This window comes from Bacillus cereus group sp. N24 (genome assembly GCF_016483345.1).
Classification (GTDB): domain Bacteria; phylum Bacillota; class Bacilli; order Bacillales; family Bacillaceae_G; genus Bacillus_A; species Bacillus_A toyonensis.
This window is the reverse complement of record NZ_JAEHCA010000024.1, coordinates 1-17,454: the sequence shown is the minus strand read 5'-3', so window position 1 is coordinate 17,454 and position 17,454 is coordinate 1. Positions and strand designations below refer to the sequence as shown.

Sequence of the window (17,454 nt, the reverse complement as noted above, 5' to 3'; positions counted from 1 at the left end):
AAATTAACCTAACTTAGGTAATAAACGTTCTCCGCTTTTCATGCTACTTTTACATAAAGGGCATTTAGGTTCTTCTTCAAATGAAAAGTTCTTTCTCATCCATCCTAAACAATCCTCTGATTCACATTCCCAAACAGGTGTTTGTTCTGGTGGTACTTCTGCTACATCGTTCTTTCGATTGCGATACATGTAACCACTCCTTTTATGTAAAAAATTTTAGTTATATATTAAAAAGGTTGTTAACCGAGCTGGTAACAACCTTTTTATTGTTTGAATTATAGCTTTACAACGTTTTTAGCTTGAGGTCCACGGTTACCGTCTTCAACTTCGAAGCTAACTTCTTGACCTTCGTCAAGAGACTTGAAGCCGTCGCCAGTGATAGCTGAGAAGTGAACGAATACGTCGTTACCGTCTGCAACTTCGATGAAACCGAAACCTTTTTCGCTGTTAAACCATTTTACTTTACCTGTTAATGTCATGGTAATGCCTCCTAAAATTTAAAAAGATTACAATATGATCGGCCTTATTTGAATGAAAATAAAAGTTCACATATTATCAAAAACCCATAAGGAGTACGAAATGATCCTGATTGATACTTGATAATATGCAAAGAAAATATATTGTTAAATTGACCTTAATTACTATCTTACAACAAATGGTGTGAAATAGCAAGTGCTGGTAATACCAGTGAGTAATTTGGGCGATAATGGTAAAAGGCACAAAGACATCTCTTTTATTTATATATTATTCCTAATCTGAATGTATTCCAAACAGAAATCATTTATATAAAAAAGTATGTTTAAAGGAAACGGTATATTTTTTAAGAATAAAGATGATTACACTAATTAGGAGGATGAATATTGCAAAATAAACAATTTAAAATAATCGAAGCAGCAAAAGAAGGAAGAAGGAAAGTTCACCCTGTTTTTGCAGTTATACTTGCAATTGTATTTTTAACTTTAGGTGAATTATTTATGTTATTTATGCTGTTTTTACCGAAAACAGAAACAACCTTTATGAAGGCGATGTATAGCAATATTGAGATGATATTAACGTTTGGCGGGGCTATATTTTTTTTGTTTTTATGGATTAAATTTGTAGAGAAAAGGTCATTTTCATCTATTGGTTTTTGGAATGAGCAATGGATGAGAAAGTATTTGAGAGGGGCATTAATAGGGTTTATTTTCATTTCGATACCAGTAATTTCACTCATACTAACAGGAAATATAAAATTACAAATGCAAGAAATTACGATGACAGCTATATTTGGTATTGTAGGATCTTTAGTCGCATTTTTAATACAAGGGGCCACTGAAGAAATTGTTGTAAGAGGTTGGTTATTCCCAGTTCTTTCTGTTAGAAGCCGTATATGGATTGGAATTGTTGTGACGTCCTTTTTATTTGGTTTTCTTCATTTGCTTAATCCAGGAATTACAATTCTTTCAATATCGAATATAATATTAGTTGGCGTATTTGCAGCTTTTTACGTTTTAAAGGACAGTAGTCTTTGGGGGATTTGTGCATGGCATTCCATTTGGAATTGGGCACAATATAACGTTTATGGCTTTGCCGTTAGTGGAATGACGATATATTCAACACCACTATTTAAACCTGTAACAAATGGCAATGAAGTCCTTCATGGAGGCTCATTTGGGATTGAAGGTAGTATTATTACAACAATAATGCTTTCTATCGCTTCAATTGTTTTATGGGGACAGTTATGGGGGAGAAGAGCGAAACAACGAAATTTTAGTTAATGAAAGTGGGAGAAACTATGGGGATTATAGCGTTTGAGGGAGCGAGTGCTGTTGGGAAAAGTACAACATGCCGTGAACTAGAAAACAATTGATGAAGAACTTAGAAAACGAAAAGAATTTGATGAGACGAGAAGCAGAAGAAACTTTGAAAAACATGTACATATATCAAAACCGTTGCAGTGTTATTATGAAAATTTAAATACCGTCACAGACGGGTACTGTAAATTGATTGAAGCAAAAAGTATAAAGTCGAATGAATTAGAAATTGTGAAAAGTTTAAACAGCTTAAACGTATGTGAAAATAGACGTTTTGATGTTTCGAAGTTAGATGCTATTACGGAGTGGTTAAAAGAAAATCGTGCATAAAGTAAAAACAACGAGTGTTGTAGAAGGCGCTCGTTGTTTTTTGTTTCCATATAAATATAAAGGGAAATTTTGTAGAATATTTTTTGTTTTTGACGGAATAATCTTTCAATTTTACAAAAAAAGAAATACAATATAAGGAAATATATATGAATAATATGGTAGGGGATGGGATGAACTATTTTGAATGAAGGAACTGTTTTATATAAGAAATAATGAGGTAGTAAGAACAGAGATATTTGGGAGGAAATAAGCGAGATGAAAACACTATTTAAAATAATCGGTATTATAGCTGGTATGGCAGTAATCGGAGTAGGTTTAACATATGGTATGCTTTATTATTTGAATAATAGTAAACCGGTTGCGAAAAAGTCAACGCCAGCAGCTCCGGCAGTAGAAGTGCTAGCTGATAGTAATGTAAAAGCCGAAGATGCGAAGCTTTTAGAAAATGGCAATCATTCATTACCTAATAGTGGTTTTAATAAAAATTTTAAATGGACAGATGAGAACATACAGACAGCGTTACATGAAATGGCACACCAAAAAACGAAAGCTGAACAAAAATGGGGCTATATTTTTATCACACAAGAACGTATTGAAAGTTTGCTTGAAATTATAAATAGTAATGATGTTGCACAAAAAAATACATATGTGGATATTTTAGAACGATGGAAACAAGGGAAATATGAAAAGGTTGATGTGGATCATAATAAAATTTGGAAATTGCAAAGTGGGAATTTAGGAGAAGGAAAAGGAATAATGTCGCAAGCTGAACAAAAAGAATTAATTAATCAAGTGTTTATGCAAAAAGGTACATATTCAGGTAGTAAATTAATTGCAGGTGGGGGACAGGCTAATAAATAATATACGTATCAATGAAAAAGAGTAAGTGCTTTTTAGGCAGTTACTCTTTTTTTGTGCACATTTTTAATAATTTAGCCTTGCTCTAGTAAGGAAAGAAACGACTGTAGTACCGGGGAAATCCATCTAGATTTATGATAGATTACATGACTTTGAATAACGGCTGGAGTTTCGATAGGTTGAAAACGTATTTGTTCCTTTTGACAATTCTCTTGTACAACGATGTAAGGAAGAATTGAAATTCCTAACTCACACATAACAGCTTGTTTAATGACTTCAACATTAGAAGTTTCAAATGTTTTTTCTAGAATATTTCCGCTTTGACGCAAAAAACAATCGACCATTGGCCGATAACCGCAGCTTTGTTCTGTAAAAATAAACTGAGTATCCTGTAATAAACGAAATGGATTTTCCTGTACGGGGGAATGAATAGGTAAAATCCATCCGAATGTTTCATTACAAAAAGTACGTATAATAAAATCGTTATGTGCTATACTTTCACCAATTAAGAAGATAACATCTGTTTCTCCTTCATGTAGCTTTTTCATTGCATGTTCATTTGTAGTAGTCTCAAGAACGATATTTACTTTCGGATTTTGCTGTTTGTAAGTACGTAATAATTGTGGTAAACGGTACACTGCTAACGATTCGTTAGATGTAATACTTAACGTCCCTTCCAAATAATCATTATTTTGAGGGATTTCTTGTGCTTTTTCATAAATAGCAAGTAATTCTAATGCATAAGGATGAAATTGATGACCTGCTTTTGTAAGAAGTACTTTTTTCCCTAATCGATCGAAAAGAGGGATATGTAAGTCGTTTTCTAATGCTTTTATATGCCCTGTAACAGTAGATTGCGCATAACCTAACGCAAGAGCAGCTTTAGAAAAACCGCCATGCTTAACAATGGCACAAAATGTTTTAACATGTCTCATTTCCATAAGTGACCCCTCTTTTAATATCATGATTTGTGAATGATTATATCATGTATTTCAATTTTTCAAATGATTAAATTTCTTTTAATATTATGTTGTGGGGAAATTCATGTAAGCAGTATTGGAGGAGAAAAAATGAGTAAAAAGAGCTATCATGTAGCTGTTGTTGGAGCTACAGGTGCAGTAGGTCAGAAAATTATTGAACTGTTAGAACAAGAAACAAAGTTTAATATAGCTGAAGTTACATTCCTTTCGTCAAAACGATCTGCTGGTAAGAAAGTACAATTTAAAGGGCGAGAGATTACAATACAAGAGGCAAAAACAACTAGTTTTGAAAGTGTAGATATTGCCTTTTTCAGTGCTGGAGGAGAAGTGTCTAGACAATTTGTAAATCATGCAGTTTCTAGTGGTGCAATCGTAATTGATAACACAAGTGAGTACCGAATGGTGCACGATGTACCGCTCGTTGTTCCAGAGGTTAATGCACACACTTTAAAGGAGCATAACGGTATTATTGCAGTTCCGAATTGTTCAGCATTACAGATGGTAACAGCTCTTCAGCCAATCCGAAAATCATTCGGTTTAGAACGAATTATCGTTTCCACTTATCAAGCTGTATCAGGTTCTGGAATTCATGCGATTCATGAATTAAAAGAACAAGCTAAGTCGATGCTTACAGGTGAAGAAGTGGAGAGTGCTATATTACCAGCGAAAAAAGATAAAAAGCATTATCCAATTGCGTTTAATGTACTGCCTCAAGTAGATATATTCACTGATAATGATTTCACCTTCGAAGAAGTAAAGATGATTCAAGAGACGAAGAAAATTTTAGAAGATCCAAACCTGAAAATGGCAGCTACTTGTGTACGTGTTCCAGTTGTATCAGGGCATTCAGAATCAGTTTATATAGAACTTGAAAAAGAAACAACGGTTACAGAAATTAAAGAAGTACTGCTCGATGCACCAGGTGTTATTTTACAAGATAACCCTAGTGAACAGCTGTATCCAATGCCATTATATGCAGAAGGGAAAATAGATACGTTTGTCGGAAGAATTAGGAAAGACCCTGATACGCCAAAAGGATTCCATCTTTGGATCGTTTCCGATAATTTGTTAAAAGGTGCGGCTTGGAATTCAGTTCAAATCGCAGAGACGTTGGTGGAAAAGGGAATCATTTAGTATAGAGATACACAGAACTAGGAAACTATTGATTGTAAAAGTATCCTAGTTCTTATTTTAGTGAGAATTTAAAATAAATTAGTTTTTATAGTGTTTTTATAAATATCCATTAGTTTTGTAAAGAATGTACTGTTATTTTTAGTTGCTCAATAAATTCTCGAGTTGCAGCACACATATATTTATCTTTTCTATAAATCAGTCCTATATCTATAGTTGGAGTAGGATCTTCTATTTTAATAGCTTGAATGTTTTCGTTTTGCAAAAAGTCTATATACGGTTTGGGTAACACTGTAATTCCCATACCTTTTGAAACCATTTGAATTAAAGATTCCATCGTACTAATTTCTAAAATTGGTTTTGGTTTGAAGCTAAAGTTTTGACAATAGGTCGTAAGTAGTTCTGTTAAATAAAAGTTTTTTGGTAGAAGGATTAAAGGGTAGTTCTGTAATTCTTTAATAGACACGTGATCAAACTCACTTAAAGGATGACCGATTGGAATAACTAATGTAAGTTCACTTTTATATAGCGGGATAGAAACAATTTCTTTATCTTGTACCGGGAGAAATGTAATACCAATATCTAATTCGTTTTGTAACAATTTTTCGCGAATTTCTCCTGTGCGAAGTCCTAACACAGAAAGCTCAATGTTTGGATAAAGATTATTGAAATGTAAAAGGGTTGGCGGTAGTAAATAATTTACAACGGTTAACAATGAGCCGATTGTTAAGGATCCGTACTGTAATCCATTTAAGTCCTGGATAGCAGAACGGGCTTGTTCGACTTCATGAAAAATGGTTTTACTATGTGATAATAAAATCTTTCCTGCTTCAGTTAAAGATATTTTTTTACCAATTCGATCGAAAAGTGGCATTCCTACTTCATGTTCTAACGCACGTATTTGTTGACTTAGTGAAGGTTGGGAAATGTTTAATTTTTCGGCTGCTTTTGTGAAATGCAATTCTTTCGAAACAGCTAAAAAGTATTCTAATTGTCGTAATTCGATTGGAATCACCTCAAATTTAATCATAGGATATACCTATCATTATTATATAAATAATTGAATTGAACAATGGTTTTGTGCGATTTATAATCACTTTATTAGAAATAGATTGATGATAAAGATTAGATGAGGTGAAGAAGAATTGTTGAAATCGAGCGTATTACCAGGCAGTTATTCACAAGTACTTCAAAAAAGGTATGAGGAAGCTGTACCGACAGGAATATATCATTTAACGCCTTTATATGTAAAAAAAGCTAGCGGAGCGATCATTACAGATGTAGATGGGAATCAGTTTATTGATTTTGCTGGTGGTATTGGAATGCAAAATGTTGGTCATTGTCATCCGAAAGTTGTAAGAGCGGTACAAGAACAAGCAAAGTCATTTATTCATCCTTGTTTTCATGTAACTCCATATGAAAACTATATTGCTTTAGCAGAGAAAATTAATGAAAAAATACCAGGAACAAGTAAGAAAAAAACGATGTTTGCAAATAGTGGTGCGGAAGCGATTGAAAATGCTGTAAAAATCGCACGTAAAGTAACAGGGAGAAGTAAAGTAATTTCGTTTGAACGAGGATTTCATGGGAGAACATTAATGACGATGTCTTTATCAACGAAAGAAAACCCATATAAAGCAGGATTTGGCCCGTTCGTTTCAGACATGCATATATTGTCGTATCCGTACTATTACAGAGCTGCAGAAGGAGTTTCTTCTGAAGAAGTGGATTCTCAAGTCATCTATCAGTTTGAAAAATTTTTAGAGGGAGTATCACCTGAAAAAGTAGCGGCAATCGTAATGGAACCAGTACAAGGAGAAGGGGGATTTATTGTTCCTTCCATTTTATTTGTAAAACGAATCCGGGAAATTTGTGATCAATATGGAATTTTAATGATCATGGATGAAGTGCAAACTGGATTTGGCAGAACTGGAAAATGGTTTGCAACGGAACATTTTAATATAGAACCTGACATTATTGCATTATCAAAATCAATAGCTGGAGGCTTACCATTAAGTGCGATTGTTGGGCGCGCTGAGTTTATGGATGTTCCTGGAAGGGGTCAAATCGGTGGGACCTTTGCAGGAAGTCCGTTATCATGCGCAGCCGGTCTTGCTGTATTTGAAATTATGGAAGAAGAAAATCTAGTTGAAAGAGCTCAACAAATTGGAAATAGAATAATGTCACATTTACATGCAATGCAATTAAAATACGAAGTCATAGGTGACGTTCGTGGAATTGGTGCAATGGTTGCAATGGAACTTGTAACGGATCGCATAACAAAAGAACCAGCAAAAGAACTAACAGTACAATTAATTGATGAATTCTGGAAGAATGGGCTTATAAGTATTGGGGCAGGGATATTTGATAATGTACTACGTTTTTTACCGCCTCTTGTTATTTCAAATGAAGAAATTGATAAAGGTTTTGAAATAATAAATCAATCTTTTAAAAAATTGTGCGGAAAGTGAGAGAGGCAATTATGATGGATAAATTATATGAGGTACTATCACTAAATATAGGATTCCCAAAAGAAGTTATGTATGGAGGAAAATTAATTCATACGGGTATAAATAAAACGAAAACAAAGGAACCTATATATTTATCATTTTTAAAATTTAAAGGTGATGGTCAGGCGGATTTAGTTCATCATGGAGGGGTGGATAAAGCGGTTTGTGTGTATTCGGGTGAACATTATAGTTATTGGGAAGAAACATTGAATCAAGACCTTGAATATGGAGCATTCGGAGAAAATATAACAGTAAGTGGTATGCGTGAAGAGGATGTTTGTATCGGTGATACGTTTGAGCTCGGAGAAGCGATAGTACAAGTAACGCAACCAAGGCAACCTTGTTTTAAGTTAGCTAAGAAATACAATATTCCAAAGTTACCACTGTATTTTCAAGAAACAGGATATACAGGATTTTATTTTCGTGTATTAAAAGAAGGGTGGGTATCGCCAGTTGATACGTTAAAGTTGCTGAAGTCTGATCCAATAAGTATTACAGTAGCGTTTGCTAATCGTATTATGCATAAGGAAAAACAAAATATAGAAGGGATAAAGAGAATTTTAGAAGTACATGCACTTTCTACTAGTTGGAGAAAGACATTTGAAAAGCGACTGAGGGGAGAAGAAATAAATACGAAGGAGAGGCTTGAAGGAATAAAAGAATAAAAAAATATTTTTATAAATAGTGCATTTCTATTAGTAAAAACTAACTAGAAAGCACTGTTTTTATATAATAACCTTATTAATATACAAAAATCTTAATATTGTTTTATTCGACTTTTTTTCTAATTGTGAAAACATAAAATTAATTGGATTATTTTTTTATATTTTATGATAGTATATTGATTTGTAAGACCTATTATTTTAAGGGCAGGTCATATAACCATATATAATTTTATGGAATTGAAGTATGGAGGGACAACATGGGGAATGTTGAAAAATTTGCAAATCTTCTAATAGAAGAACCGAAAAGAGAGCAGTTATTTCCTTTATTTGAAGAAGTGTTTGGTATTGAAAGTCAAACATTACGTGATTTTACGGAGAAAGGATATTGGGATTATACATATAAAGCTTTATCATTTTTACAAGATAACAAAGTGATTGCGAATGTTGCTGCATTTTCACTTCCGCTTTTAATGAATGGTGAAAAAATAAATGCAGTGGGTATTCAATCGGTAATGACACATCCGAATCATCGTCGACAAGGGTTAATGAAACAATTGTTTAGTAAGATGATAGAAGAAATTGATGAGCAATGTGAGTGTGCGCTTTTATTTACTGAAAATCCAGAACTATATAAACCATTTGGTTTTCAAATTGTGCAAGAATATTTGATGAAAGTATCATACGAAAACAAGAGTGATAAAGATTCTCAACTTAAAAAGTTAGATTTTTATAATGAAGAGGATAGACAATTAATACATGAGATGATTGAAAATGGCCAAAGGCTTTCTAATACATTTTCAACGTTAAATTACCGCTCTTCGTTTTATTTAAATATGTATGATTCAACATGGAATGAAAACCTATATTATTCAGAGAAATTAGATACGTTGATTGTTTTTACAATAGAAAATCAAAAACTAAAATTATATGGAGTGTTTGCTCCGGTACTTCCGATTTTAGATGAATTATGTGAGGAAATCTCTGGGGAATTTAAGGAGATTGAATTTTATTTTTGCCCAGATCAATTAGGAATTGATGATGTACAATATACAGAATTACAGACTAGTAAGTATTTAATGGTTCGAAGTAATAAGGAATTAGATTTTAAAGGTTATAAATTCCCGGTGTTAACCGAGTTTTAAATATTAATTTAATTGCTTTTTTATGGAGGAATTATGAAAACATCATATATACCAAATCATATTGAGCAACTTACCGTAATGAATGTACCTGAATATTACAAACTGGAAGAAAATCATACATTCATTGTCCATTCGAAGGCAGAAACAGATTTTTGGCTGAAAACACATTATGGCTTTGAAATAATGAATGGTCATGTATTTTATAATGAGATTATGACAGATTTTCAGGCTGAAGTTCAGTTACGTATGAATCCAAATGCGACATACGATCAAGCAGGTCTTTTTGTTATGATTTCGGAGAACTGTTGGTTAAAAACTTCTTTAGAATATATCCCTGAGGGGCCATCTCATTTAGGTGCTGTCGTAACGAATAATAGATATTCTGACTGGTCAACGCAAGATTATCCAACTGAAGCAGCTAAGCAACAACTTCGTTTTCGAATTATTCGAAAACGCGGTGATTATTCAATATATGTGAAAATAAGTCAGCGATGGGAACAAATAAGAATCGCTCATTTAATGGAGGATATAGGGAATGAGCCTGTTAAAATAGGCTTTTACACGTGTAGTCCTTCTAAAAATAAAGGATTTGAGACTGAGTTTTTCGATTTTACAATTGAAGAAATATAGATAAAAAACCGCATTCTTTTCATTAAGAATGCGGTTTTTGTATTTGTATATTTATAAAGCACATTTATTGACCGAAAAGTCATTAATGCTTATCATTTAATAATGTTAAATATTAATTTGCATAATATAATAAAAGTAAAGAAGAAATTACAAACTATAGGGTTTAAATAAGGAGGGATATGAATTACTCAGTGGTAATTTCATGGAAAAAGGAGATTATGTATGAAATCATTTCGCAAGCTATTACAGTATTTAAAACCATACATGTTCTTCGCTATTATTGGACCACTATTTATGGTACTTGAGGTTGCGATGGACTTAATTCAACCGACTATTATGCAACATATTATTGATGTTGGGATTGCAAATAGGGATTTGAATTATGTAATAAAAATGGGGCTTCTTATGTTAGGAGCAGCGGCACTTGGGTTAGTTGGAGGACTTGGGTGTATGATGTATTCTACAAAAGCAGCTGTAAATTTCGCTACAGACATACGAAAAGATGTGTTTACAAAAATAGAAACATTTTCTAGTAAAAATCGGGATGCATTTGGAACCGGAAAATTATTAACGATTGTGACAAATGATATTACATCAATTCAATCGGCGATGACGATGACATTACGTGTTCTCGTTCGTGGCCCTTTGTTATTTATCGGAAGTATAATTATTGTTTTTGTAACAGCGCGAGAGTTATTTCCAATATTACTTGTAGTTGTACCAATTTTATTACTGGCGATTATTTTAATTGCAAGTAAAGCGAGTGGAACGTTTAAAAAGGTGCAAGAAGCATTAGATAAAGTGAATACAAAGTTACAAGAAAATTTATCTGGTGTACGTGTTATAAAAGCGTATGTAAGACAAAAATATGAAATTTCTCAGTTTGGAAATGTAAATACTAATTTAACGAAGATAAATATTCGAGCTGTGCAGCTTATTTCCTTAATGATGCCAATTATTATGCTAGTTGTCAGTGGTGGGATTGTCGCAACACTATGGATTGGTGGAGAAAAAGTATTTAATGGAACTCTTCAAGTAGGTGCGATTTTAGCATTTATTAACTATTTGAATATCATTTTAATGGCACTTATGTCTATTAGTATGGTATTTATTCAAATTGCTCGAGCTTTTCCATCTGCGGATCGTGTACAACAAGTCTTAAATACTGAAGTTGATATTATGAACGAAGCTAATGCAATTGAACCTGAGAAAATCGAAGGGAATATTGATTTTAAAGATGTTAGTTATAGTTATACGAAAAATAATGAATACGTTTTAAAAGATATTTCATTCAGCATACGTAAAGGTGAAAAAGTAGGGATTATCGGTTCTACAGGGAGTGGTAAGTCTACTTTAGCTAAACTGTTACCACGTTTATATGATATTGAGCAAGGTGAAATATGTATTGATGGAATAAATGTTAAGATGTACGATTTACAAAAATTGCGTGCTTCAATAGGTTTTGTACCTCAAAAGGCATTGTTGTTCTCAGGAAGTATAGAAGAGAATTTACGTTACGGTAAAGAAGATGCAACACACGATGAATTGGAAACAGCAGCTTCATCTGCGTGTGCGACTGAGTTTATAAACAAGTTGGAAGAATCGTATCATTATAATTTAACACAAGGTGCGACGAATTTATCAGGTGGACAAAAACAACGTGTATCCATTGCGAGAGCGCTTGTGAGAAAACCATCTATTCTTATATTAGATGATTCTACATCAGCAGTTGATGCGAAATCAGAAGCCAACATTCAATCGGCATTAAGAACAGAATATAAAGGAACAACGACATTATTAATTGCTTCTAAAATCTCATCTATAATAGATGCTGATAAAATTCTAGTATTAGATAATGGTGAATTAGTTGGTGATGGTACACATGAACAACTATTAGGACAATGTGAGGTATATCAGGAAATTTATCTTTCCCAAGGTGGTAATTTGCATAAAGAAGGTGGGAAAGAACATGCGTAATTTTCAAGGACAATTTGCTAATAAAGGTGGACGTAACTCGTCTAAGAGTGGAAAAGTTAAAAATACTAAAGGAACTGTAAAACGGATTTGGAACTATATGGGGTATGAAAAGGCTGCTCTAATGTTCGTTATATTTCTAGTATTTGTTACGACATTACTTGGGTTATTAGGTCCATATTTTATGGGAGTAATTATAGATCAATATATTGTACCGAAAGATTTAAACGGTACGGCAAGAATGTGTATGTTACTTATTGCAATTTACGGTGTAACGGTGCTTTTAACATGGTTACAAACGTATGTCATGATTAATGTTGCATTAAAGACAATTCAAAAAATACGACAAGATATATTTGAGAAAATCCAAACGCTTTCTTTACGGTTCTTTGATGTACGTTCTCAAGGTGATTTAATGAGCCGTGTGACAAATGATATTGACAATTTAAATCAAGCGTTGACGCAAAGTGTCGTACAGATTATTTCATCAGCTTTAACCTTTATAGGTGTGACGATTGCGATGTTCTCATTAAATTGGATTTTGGCACTTGTAACTTTAATTACAGTACCTATTATGTTTTTCGTTACAAAAAAACTTGTTGCATATAGTGGTAAAAACTTTGCAAAGCGTCAAAAAGATTTAGGAGAATTAAATGGTTTTATTGAAGAAGCTATAACAGGCGCGGATGTTACAACGTTATACGGGAAAGAAAAAGAAACCGTACAAAATTTCAATAAAATTAATGAACAACTAAGAATTTCAGCAACGAAGGCTGATACATTTTCAGCTTTTATTTTTCCGAGTATGAACTTTATTAATAACTTAGGAATGGGGCTTGTAATTGGGACTGGATCCGTTATGGTATTAAACGGTATGACAACAGTAGGTGTCATTGCGGCGTTTATTAATTATTCTCGTCAATTCTCAAGACCACTAAGTCAATTTGCAACGTTAATGAATACGATTCAAGCGGCAGTTGCGGGTGGAGAACGTGTTTTTGAAATTATGGATGAGGTACCAGAAATTCAAAATAAAAAAGACGCATTCATTGTACAAAATATACAAGGGCATGTTGAACTTGAGAATGTTTCGTTTGGTTATGTGGAAAATAAAACAATTTTAAAAGAAGTAAGTCTTAAGGCACGGCCTGGAGAGACAATTGCTTTAGTTGGTCCAACGGGATCGGGAAAAACAACAATCATAAACTTATTAACTCGATTTTATGATATACAGCAAGGGCAAATTCATATTGATGGAAAAGATATAAAAGATTATGATATCAATTCTTTACGAAGTAAAATAGGAGTAGTTTTACAAGATACGTATTTATTTGCTGGGACAATTATGGATAATATCCGTTATGGACGATTACATGCAAGTGATGAAGAAGTAATCAATGCAGCAAAGGCTGCATCGGCACATTCTTTTATTAAACATTTACCGAAACAATATGAAACAGAGATTGCTTCAGAAGGATCGAATTTAAGTCAAGGACAAAAACAACTTCTTGCAATTGCAAGGGCAATTTTAGCAGATGCAGACATATTAATTCTTGATGAAGCAACATCTAATATTGATACGAGAACAGAATTGCAAATTCAAGCAGGATTAAACAATTTAATGAGAGGTAGAACAAGTTTCGTAATCGCTCATCGACTCAAAACGATTGAAAAGGCAGATCAAATCCTCGTTATAAAGGATGGGAGTATTTTAGAAAGAGGGAATCATGAATCACTCATGGAAGATCGAGGGTTTTACTTTGAATTGTATACGAGTCAGTTTAAAATTTAATAATAATATTTATGTGGTGCGGTTTCTTTAGAAAAGAGAAACCGCATTTTTAATGATTGTAAACATTGCTAAACCCAATGGTCTTTCATTAAATACTTTGACAGTATCACCTTGAATCTCTGGTAAAACATATGAATAGCGTTTTAGGTTGCAAAAATGCAGATTAAACATAGTTAAGTCACAAAAAGGGTAGAATATACAGTTGTTCAGGTATGTAATTTATGTGTTTTTTTAGAATTACGAGTTGTTAGTAAAAACTAGCGGCCTCAGTGACAGATGGTAGAAATAGTTTACGTGGTATTGTAATAATCTCAAGCGCTATCTGAGTTGAATATAGAAGTATTTGAGTTAAATCTAAAGCGAGTGTTAAAAGTATTATGAAGCTTGTAAGAATTACAAAACTACCCCAAAAGAAACTTTTTGAAGTGTTGCGGAAATCTTTTATTAAAGAAAAGAAAGAAAAAAATGCGGTAAAAATGAGAATGAAAACTTTATACTTATCAGCCATTATAAACCTCCAAAAGAACAGTAATTTATATTATACCGTATTTTTCAGTATTATTATAAATAGATTTTAAAGTGAGTATTACAAAAAAGAAAACCACAACTAATGTTTTAAGTTGTGGTTTTCTTTTTGAGTACTTTGTTTTAGAAGATAGATAATCTAGAATTGAAAAAACTTTAAAGGGATTACCATACTTTATTTTCAATCCAGCATCAGGTGCTCAATGAAACGGTATGAAAGGTTATAGGCTGGTAATACGAGAATAAATAAGGGCAGATCTGTGTGCAGCAATATTCCCATATCAAAGTTCTACTAGAGAAAAGTAGTTAGTTAAGGGCAGTATGTGAATAAAAAAAGATGGGTGTGGAAACTAAATATTTATGACATTAAGGACAAAAATCAGGAAATATAGATTGGTATGAAAAAGTACAAAAATCTAAAATTAGAATGAGCATTGAACTAGTGTATAACGATTGAAACGGCACTGAAGACTAATAAAACGGCCATAATGATGTTAAATAATTGGTTATGTTTTATTAATAGTTTTTGGAATATTGAACCAAATAAACTCCAACTGCATGTACTCATTAAACCGACTATACCTAGAAATAATGAAAAAAGTAGAAAACTTGAATATGAATTGTAGTAAGGGAGTATGAAAGTCGATACTACAGTCAGTCCGAATAATATCCCTTTAGGGTTAACGAATTGAAGAGAAATCCCCACTGTAAATAAGTTTTTATTATCTTTTTCACTGGGATTCGTACTCCCTTTACTAGTGAGTATTTTAAAAGCTAAATATAACATGTATGTTACACCTAAAACTTTTAAAGGGAATTCGATTATGGGTAAGATATTAAGTAGTACTACATTAAAGAAACTACATAAAAAAGTGAGGATGAAAAAGCCGAAAGCTACTCCATAGCAAAATTGCATACTCCTCTTTAACCCGTGTTGATTGGCGTATGTCATAGCTAAAAAATTGTTAGGTCCGGGTGTGAAGCTACTTATAAAAACAAATAATAAAAAAGAAAATATAGGCATTTCAAAACCCCCTCATTATTTTTTGTGTGTTATAATGACCGAAAAGAACAATATAACGTGTGCTTTTTATTATACATAACGGTCGTTATACTGTATATAGTGTGGGGGTGTTTTTTATGGAAGAAATTCAACTTATTCTAGCGAAAAATTTAAAAACAATACGAGAAAAAGAAAAATTAAGTTTAGAAAAGGTTTCTCAATTAACAGGAGTGAGTAAAACGATGATTGGACAAATTGAAAGAGGAGAATCAAGTCCGACACTAACAACAATATGGAAAATTGCTAATGGATTGAAAGTGTCTTTTACTTCTTTAATCAATAATCCACAACCTGATACAAAAGTTGTTTTACGGGATGATGTTCAAGTATTGTCTGAAGATAATGGGAAATATAAAGTGTATCCATCTTTTCCTTTTCAAGATGATAGACATTTTGAAATGTATACAGTTGAAATAGAAACAGAAGGGGAACTAAGTTCAGAAGGGCATAAAGAAGGAGCAGAGGAATTTATAACGGTATTTGAAGGAGAATTGACAATAAAAGTGAATAATTGTCAGTATAAATTAAATAGTGGAGATTCCATTCGTTTTAAGGCCGATAGATCACACTCTTATCATAATTTAGGGGAATCGTTGACTCGGTTAAGCATGACAATTTATTACCCAGCTACATAAGTGTGCATTTATATATATAAGATAAAAGATAAAACCATCTATACAAGGTGGTTTTTATTTTGTGTTAAATTACAAAAAAAAGACACTCGTTTGAGTGTCAACATAGTATTGCTCTCGCGTATAGGATTGGAGTACGTTTCTCAAATACGTATTGAGAGATGGTTCGTAAAGGAGAAACTGTCTTCTTATTTAATGTAACATCGGTAAGGGTGAGTGTAAATTGATAATATATATACGGAAAATTTAGTATAGATAGTTTCTACTATTAATATAGTGCAATTTGTTCTGTGTTACGTAATCAACGCCATGAAATAATTGGTGGCTCTTATTATTATGACAGACTTGGTATTTAATAATGTGTATTAGAAAAAGAATGAATCATTTTTTAATCGATTCGTATAATTGTTAGAGAGGCACCTGTTGAACCACCTCCAACTAAATTAACAATGGATAATATACCGAATAATTGAAGTGAAATTGTATTACCAGCAATTAAATTAGTAATTAAATTATTATTATAATTTGAAGTTGATATAGCGGGAGAAAAAACAGAGCCAGAAAGTGGAGTAGAAGCGTTTAATAGTAACCTTGTTCCAGCAAGTAGAGAAGTTGTCGTATTAACTTGATAGGCTAAATGATATCTTCCGGTTACAGGAATTGTAAATACATCGTTTGAAGCGTTAACTGTAAAATTACTGAGGCTTTGGTTATTAGAAAGTGGAATATTAGTTCCACCTAATATAACTGAGATGGGACCACCTAATGTATTATTAGCGAACATAGAGTTTGTTGTAACTACTGACCCAGTACTGCCGGTAGGTCCAGTACTGCCAGTAAGTCCAGTACTGCCGGTAGGCCCAGTATTCCCAGTAGGCCCTGTAAGTCTGTATGGAAGAATTATTTCAAGAGCCATTGATAGTAGTTCTTCTTTTATTTTTTCATTTTTATCTTGCATATAAATCACCTCATTTTTAAATTAGAACCGAATAAGTGTAGTATTTTTAGAATGGAACTATCATTTTATTCTATTAATAGAAGTAGTTTATAGTAACGGTAAAATGTTTAATAAATATATGAATCATTTGGAAAGAAAAAGAGTAGTTATGAAGTTATTCCTTAATAATAGAGCCATAATAATGTATGTTAGTTAAAAATATGTGGAATGAGGTTTTGAATTGAAGCGGAATGATAAATTATCAATGAATAAAGGTAGGATAGGACCTGAGAATATTGGCCCTACATTTCCAGCTCTTCCACCAATTTATGTTCCGACTGGAAGTACAGGGCCAACAGGAGCAACAGGAGCAACAGGAGCAACAGGAGCAACAGGAGGAACAGGAGCAACAGGAGCAACAGGAGCAACAGGAGCAACAGGAGCAACAGGAGGAAGAGGAGCAACAGGCGGAACAGCAGGCACGGGGCAAGC

18 protein-coding genes and 1 pseudogene are annotated in these 17,454 nt (G+C 32.9%); 12 read left to right on the top strand and 7 right to left on the bottom strand.

Translation table 11 applies throughout. From position 1 onward, the window contains the following. Positions 1–3 precede the first annotated feature (3 nt). Together JDS95_RS24490 and cspD are read right to left on the bottom strand one after the other, a co-directional pair. Positions 4–189, bottom strand: coding sequence for a cold-shock protein (locus JDS95_RS24490; protein WP_000286203.1), 186 nt, complete (start codon positions 187–189; stop codon positions 4–6). An 86-nt stretch (positions 190–275) separates the two neighbouring features. Next, complete coding sequence (cspD, locus tag JDS95_RS24485) at positions 276–479, bottom strand: cold-shock protein CspD (RefSeq protein WP_000176365.1); 204 nt, start codon at positions 477–479, stop codon at positions 276–278. Between the two features lie 381 nt (positions 480–860). Here cspD and JDS95_RS24480 point away from each other — a divergent pair, with 381 nt between their 5' ends. From JDS95_RS24480 to JDS95_RS24470, 3 genes and pseudogenes are all read left to right on the top strand, one after another. Next, entirely contained in the window at positions 861–1,757 is an 897-nt protein-coding gene (locus JDS95_RS24480; protein ID WP_199690842.1) for a CPBP family intramembrane glutamic endopeptidase, read from the top strand. A gap of 84 nt (positions 1,758–1,841) precedes the next feature. Continuing rightward, a pseudogene (locus JDS95_RS24475) lies at positions 1,842–2,123 on the top strand (chloramphenicol acetyltransferase); the annotation flags it as partial. A gap of 255 nt (positions 2,124–2,378) precedes the next feature. After that, the gene (locus JDS95_RS24470; RefSeq protein ID WP_000853589.1) at positions 2,379–2,984 is read left to right on the top strand and encodes a PRK06770 family protein; all 606 of its coding nucleotides are present in this window, start codon (positions 2,379–2,381) and stop codon (positions 2,982–2,984) included. A 71-nt stretch (positions 2,985–3,055) separates the two neighbouring features. Here JDS95_RS24470 and JDS95_RS24465 read toward each other — a convergent pair whose 3' ends face one another. Next, positions 3,056–3,946: a LysR family transcriptional regulator gene (locus JDS95_RS24465; RefSeq protein WP_002043366.1), complete on the bottom strand. Its 891-nt coding sequence runs from the start codon at positions 3,944–3,946 to the stop codon at positions 3,056–3,058. A gap of 105 nt (positions 3,947–4,051) precedes the next feature. On the opposite strand from JDS95_RS24465, the gene JDS95_RS24460 reads away from it, so the two are divergent. Next, positions 4,052–5,095 (top strand): aspartate-semialdehyde dehydrogenase, encoded by a 1,044-nt coding sequence (locus JDS95_RS24460; protein WP_000039423.1) that lies wholly within the window; start codon positions 4,052–4,054, stop codon positions 5,093–5,095. Between the two features lie 109 nt (positions 5,096–5,204). Here JDS95_RS24460 and JDS95_RS24455 read toward each other — a convergent pair whose 3' ends face one another. Continuing rightward, positions 5,205–6,107, bottom strand: a complete 903-nt coding sequence (locus JDS95_RS24455; protein ID WP_085450818.1) for a LysR family transcriptional regulator — start codon at positions 6,105–6,107, stop codon at positions 5,205–5,207. A 130-nt stretch (positions 6,108–6,237) separates the two neighbouring features. On the opposite strand from JDS95_RS24455, the gene gabT reads away from it, so the two are divergent. The 6 genes from gabT to JDS95_RS24425 all read left to right on the top strand — a co-directional run bounded on the left by gabT (position 6,238) and on the right by JDS95_RS24425 (position 13,805). After that, positions 6,238–7,563, top strand: a complete 1,326-nt coding sequence (gene gabT, locus JDS95_RS24450; protein ID WP_000920472.1) for a 4-aminobutyrate--2-oxoglutarate transaminase — start codon at positions 6,238–6,240, stop codon at positions 7,561–7,563. 11 nt (positions 7,564–7,574) lie between these two features. After that, positions 7,575–8,267, top strand: coding sequence for an MOSC domain-containing protein (locus JDS95_RS24445; protein WP_002043360.1), 693 nt, complete (start codon positions 7,575–7,577; stop codon positions 8,265–8,267). Positions 8,268–8,524: 257 nt separating this feature from the next. Further along, positions 8,525–9,409: a GNAT family N-acetyltransferase gene (locus JDS95_RS24440; RefSeq protein ID WP_000528657.1), complete on the top strand. Its 885-nt coding sequence runs from the start codon at positions 8,525–8,527 to the stop codon at positions 9,407–9,409. A gap of 33 nt (positions 9,410–9,442) precedes the next feature. Continuing rightward, positions 9,443–10,039 (top strand): DUF1349 domain-containing protein, encoded by a 597-nt coding sequence (locus tag JDS95_RS24435; protein ID WP_000858456.1) that lies wholly within the window; start codon positions 9,443–9,445, stop codon positions 10,037–10,039. A gap of 222 nt (positions 10,040–10,261) precedes the next feature. Beyond that, the gene (locus JDS95_RS24430) at positions 10,262–12,016 is read left to right on the top strand and encodes an ABC transporter ATP-binding protein (protein ID WP_000834802.1); all 1,755 of its coding nucleotides are present in this window, start codon (positions 10,262–10,264) and stop codon (positions 12,014–12,016) included. Further along, positions 12,009–13,805, top strand: a complete 1,797-nt coding sequence (locus JDS95_RS24425) for an ABC transporter ATP-binding protein (RefSeq protein ID WP_001243549.1) — start codon at positions 12,009–12,011, stop codon at positions 13,803–13,805. The genes JDS95_RS24430 and JDS95_RS24425 overlap by 8 nt, the downstream gene beginning before the upstream one ends. A gap of 247 nt (positions 13,806–14,052) precedes the next feature. Here JDS95_RS24425 and JDS95_RS24420 read toward each other — a convergent pair whose 3' ends face one another. Continuing rightward, positions 14,053–14,313 carry a hypothetical protein gene (locus tag JDS95_RS24420; protein ID WP_085450787.1) on the bottom strand — a complete coding sequence of 87 codons (261 nt, stop codon included), beginning with the start codon at positions 14,311–14,313 and terminating at the stop codon, positions 14,053–14,055. A 456-nt stretch (positions 14,314–14,769) separates the two neighbouring features. After that, complete coding sequence (locus JDS95_RS24415; protein WP_001121300.1) at positions 14,770–15,354, bottom strand: LysE family transporter; 585 nt, start codon at positions 15,352–15,354, stop codon at positions 14,770–14,772. 59 nt (positions 15,355–15,413) lie between these two features. Between JDS95_RS24415 and JDS95_RS24410 the strand changes: the two genes are divergently transcribed. Continuing rightward, positions 15,414–16,028: a helix-turn-helix domain-containing protein gene (locus tag JDS95_RS24410; protein ID WP_134853379.1), complete on the top strand. Its 615-nt coding sequence runs from the start codon at positions 15,414–15,416 to the stop codon at positions 16,026–16,028. A 385-nt stretch (positions 16,029–16,413) separates the two neighbouring features. Here JDS95_RS24410 and JDS95_RS24405 read toward each other — a convergent pair whose 3' ends face one another. After that, on the bottom strand, positions 16,414–16,983 hold the full coding sequence (locus JDS95_RS24405) for a BclA C-terminal domain-containing protein (RefSeq protein WP_001152962.1): 570 nt from the start codon (positions 16,981–16,983) through the stop codon (positions 16,414–16,416). Positions 16,984–17,203: 220 nt separating this feature from the next. Between JDS95_RS24405 and JDS95_RS24400 the strand changes: the two genes are divergently transcribed. Beyond that, on the top strand, positions 17,204–17,454 hold a 251-nt coding region (locus tag JDS95_RS24400; protein ID WP_199690841.1), incomplete at its 3' end, for an exosporium leader peptide-containing protein.

What these genes read in the sequence shown, in the direction of transcription:
- JDS95_RS24490 (WP_000286203.1), bottom strand. Translation starts at nt 189, where the DNA reads ATGTATCGCAATCGAAAGAACGATGTAGCAGAAGTACCACCAGAACAA.
- cspD (WP_000176365.1), bottom strand. Translation starts at nt 479, where the DNA reads ATGACATTAACAGGTAAAGTAAAATGGTTTAACAGCGAAAAAGGTTTC.
- JDS95_RS24470 (WP_000853589.1), top strand. Translation starts at nt 2,379, where the DNA reads ATGAAAACACTATTTAAAATAATCGGTATTATAGCTGGTATGGCAGTA.
- JDS95_RS24465 (WP_002043366.1), bottom strand. Translation starts at nt 3,946, where the DNA reads ATGATATTAAAAGAGGGGTCACTTATGGAAATGAGACATGTTAAAACA.
- JDS95_RS24460 (WP_000039423.1), top strand. Translation starts at nt 4,052, where the DNA reads ATGAGTAAAAAGAGCTATCATGTAGCTGTTGTTGGAGCTACAGGTGCA.
- JDS95_RS24445 (WP_002043360.1), top strand. Translation starts at nt 7,575, where the DNA reads ATGATGGATAAATTATATGAGGTACTATCACTAAATATAGGATTCCCA.
- JDS95_RS24440 (WP_000528657.1), top strand. Translation starts at nt 8,525, where the DNA reads ATGGGGAATGTTGAAAAATTTGCAAATCTTCTAATAGAAGAACCGAAA.
- JDS95_RS24435 (WP_000858456.1), top strand. Translation starts at nt 9,443, where the DNA reads ATGAAAACATCATATATACCAAATCATATTGAGCAACTTACCGTAATG.
- JDS95_RS24430 (WP_000834802.1), top strand. Translation starts at nt 10,262, where the DNA reads ATGAAATCATTTCGCAAGCTATTACAGTATTTAAAACCATACATGTTC.
- JDS95_RS24425 (WP_001243549.1), top strand. Translation starts at nt 12,009, where the DNA reads ATGCGTAATTTTCAAGGACAATTTGCTAATAAAGGTGGACGTAACTCG.
- JDS95_RS24420 (WP_085450787.1), bottom strand. Translation starts at nt 14,313, where the DNA reads ATGGCTGATAAGTATAAAGTTTTCATTCTCATTTTTACCGCATTTTTT.
- JDS95_RS24415 (WP_001121300.1), bottom strand. Translation starts at nt 15,354, where the DNA reads ATGCCTATATTTTCTTTTTTATTATTTGTTTTTATAAGTAGCTTCACA.
- JDS95_RS24405 (WP_001152962.1), bottom strand. Translation starts at nt 16,983, where the DNA reads ATGCAAGATAAAAATGAAAAAATAAAAGAAGAACTACTATCAATGGCT.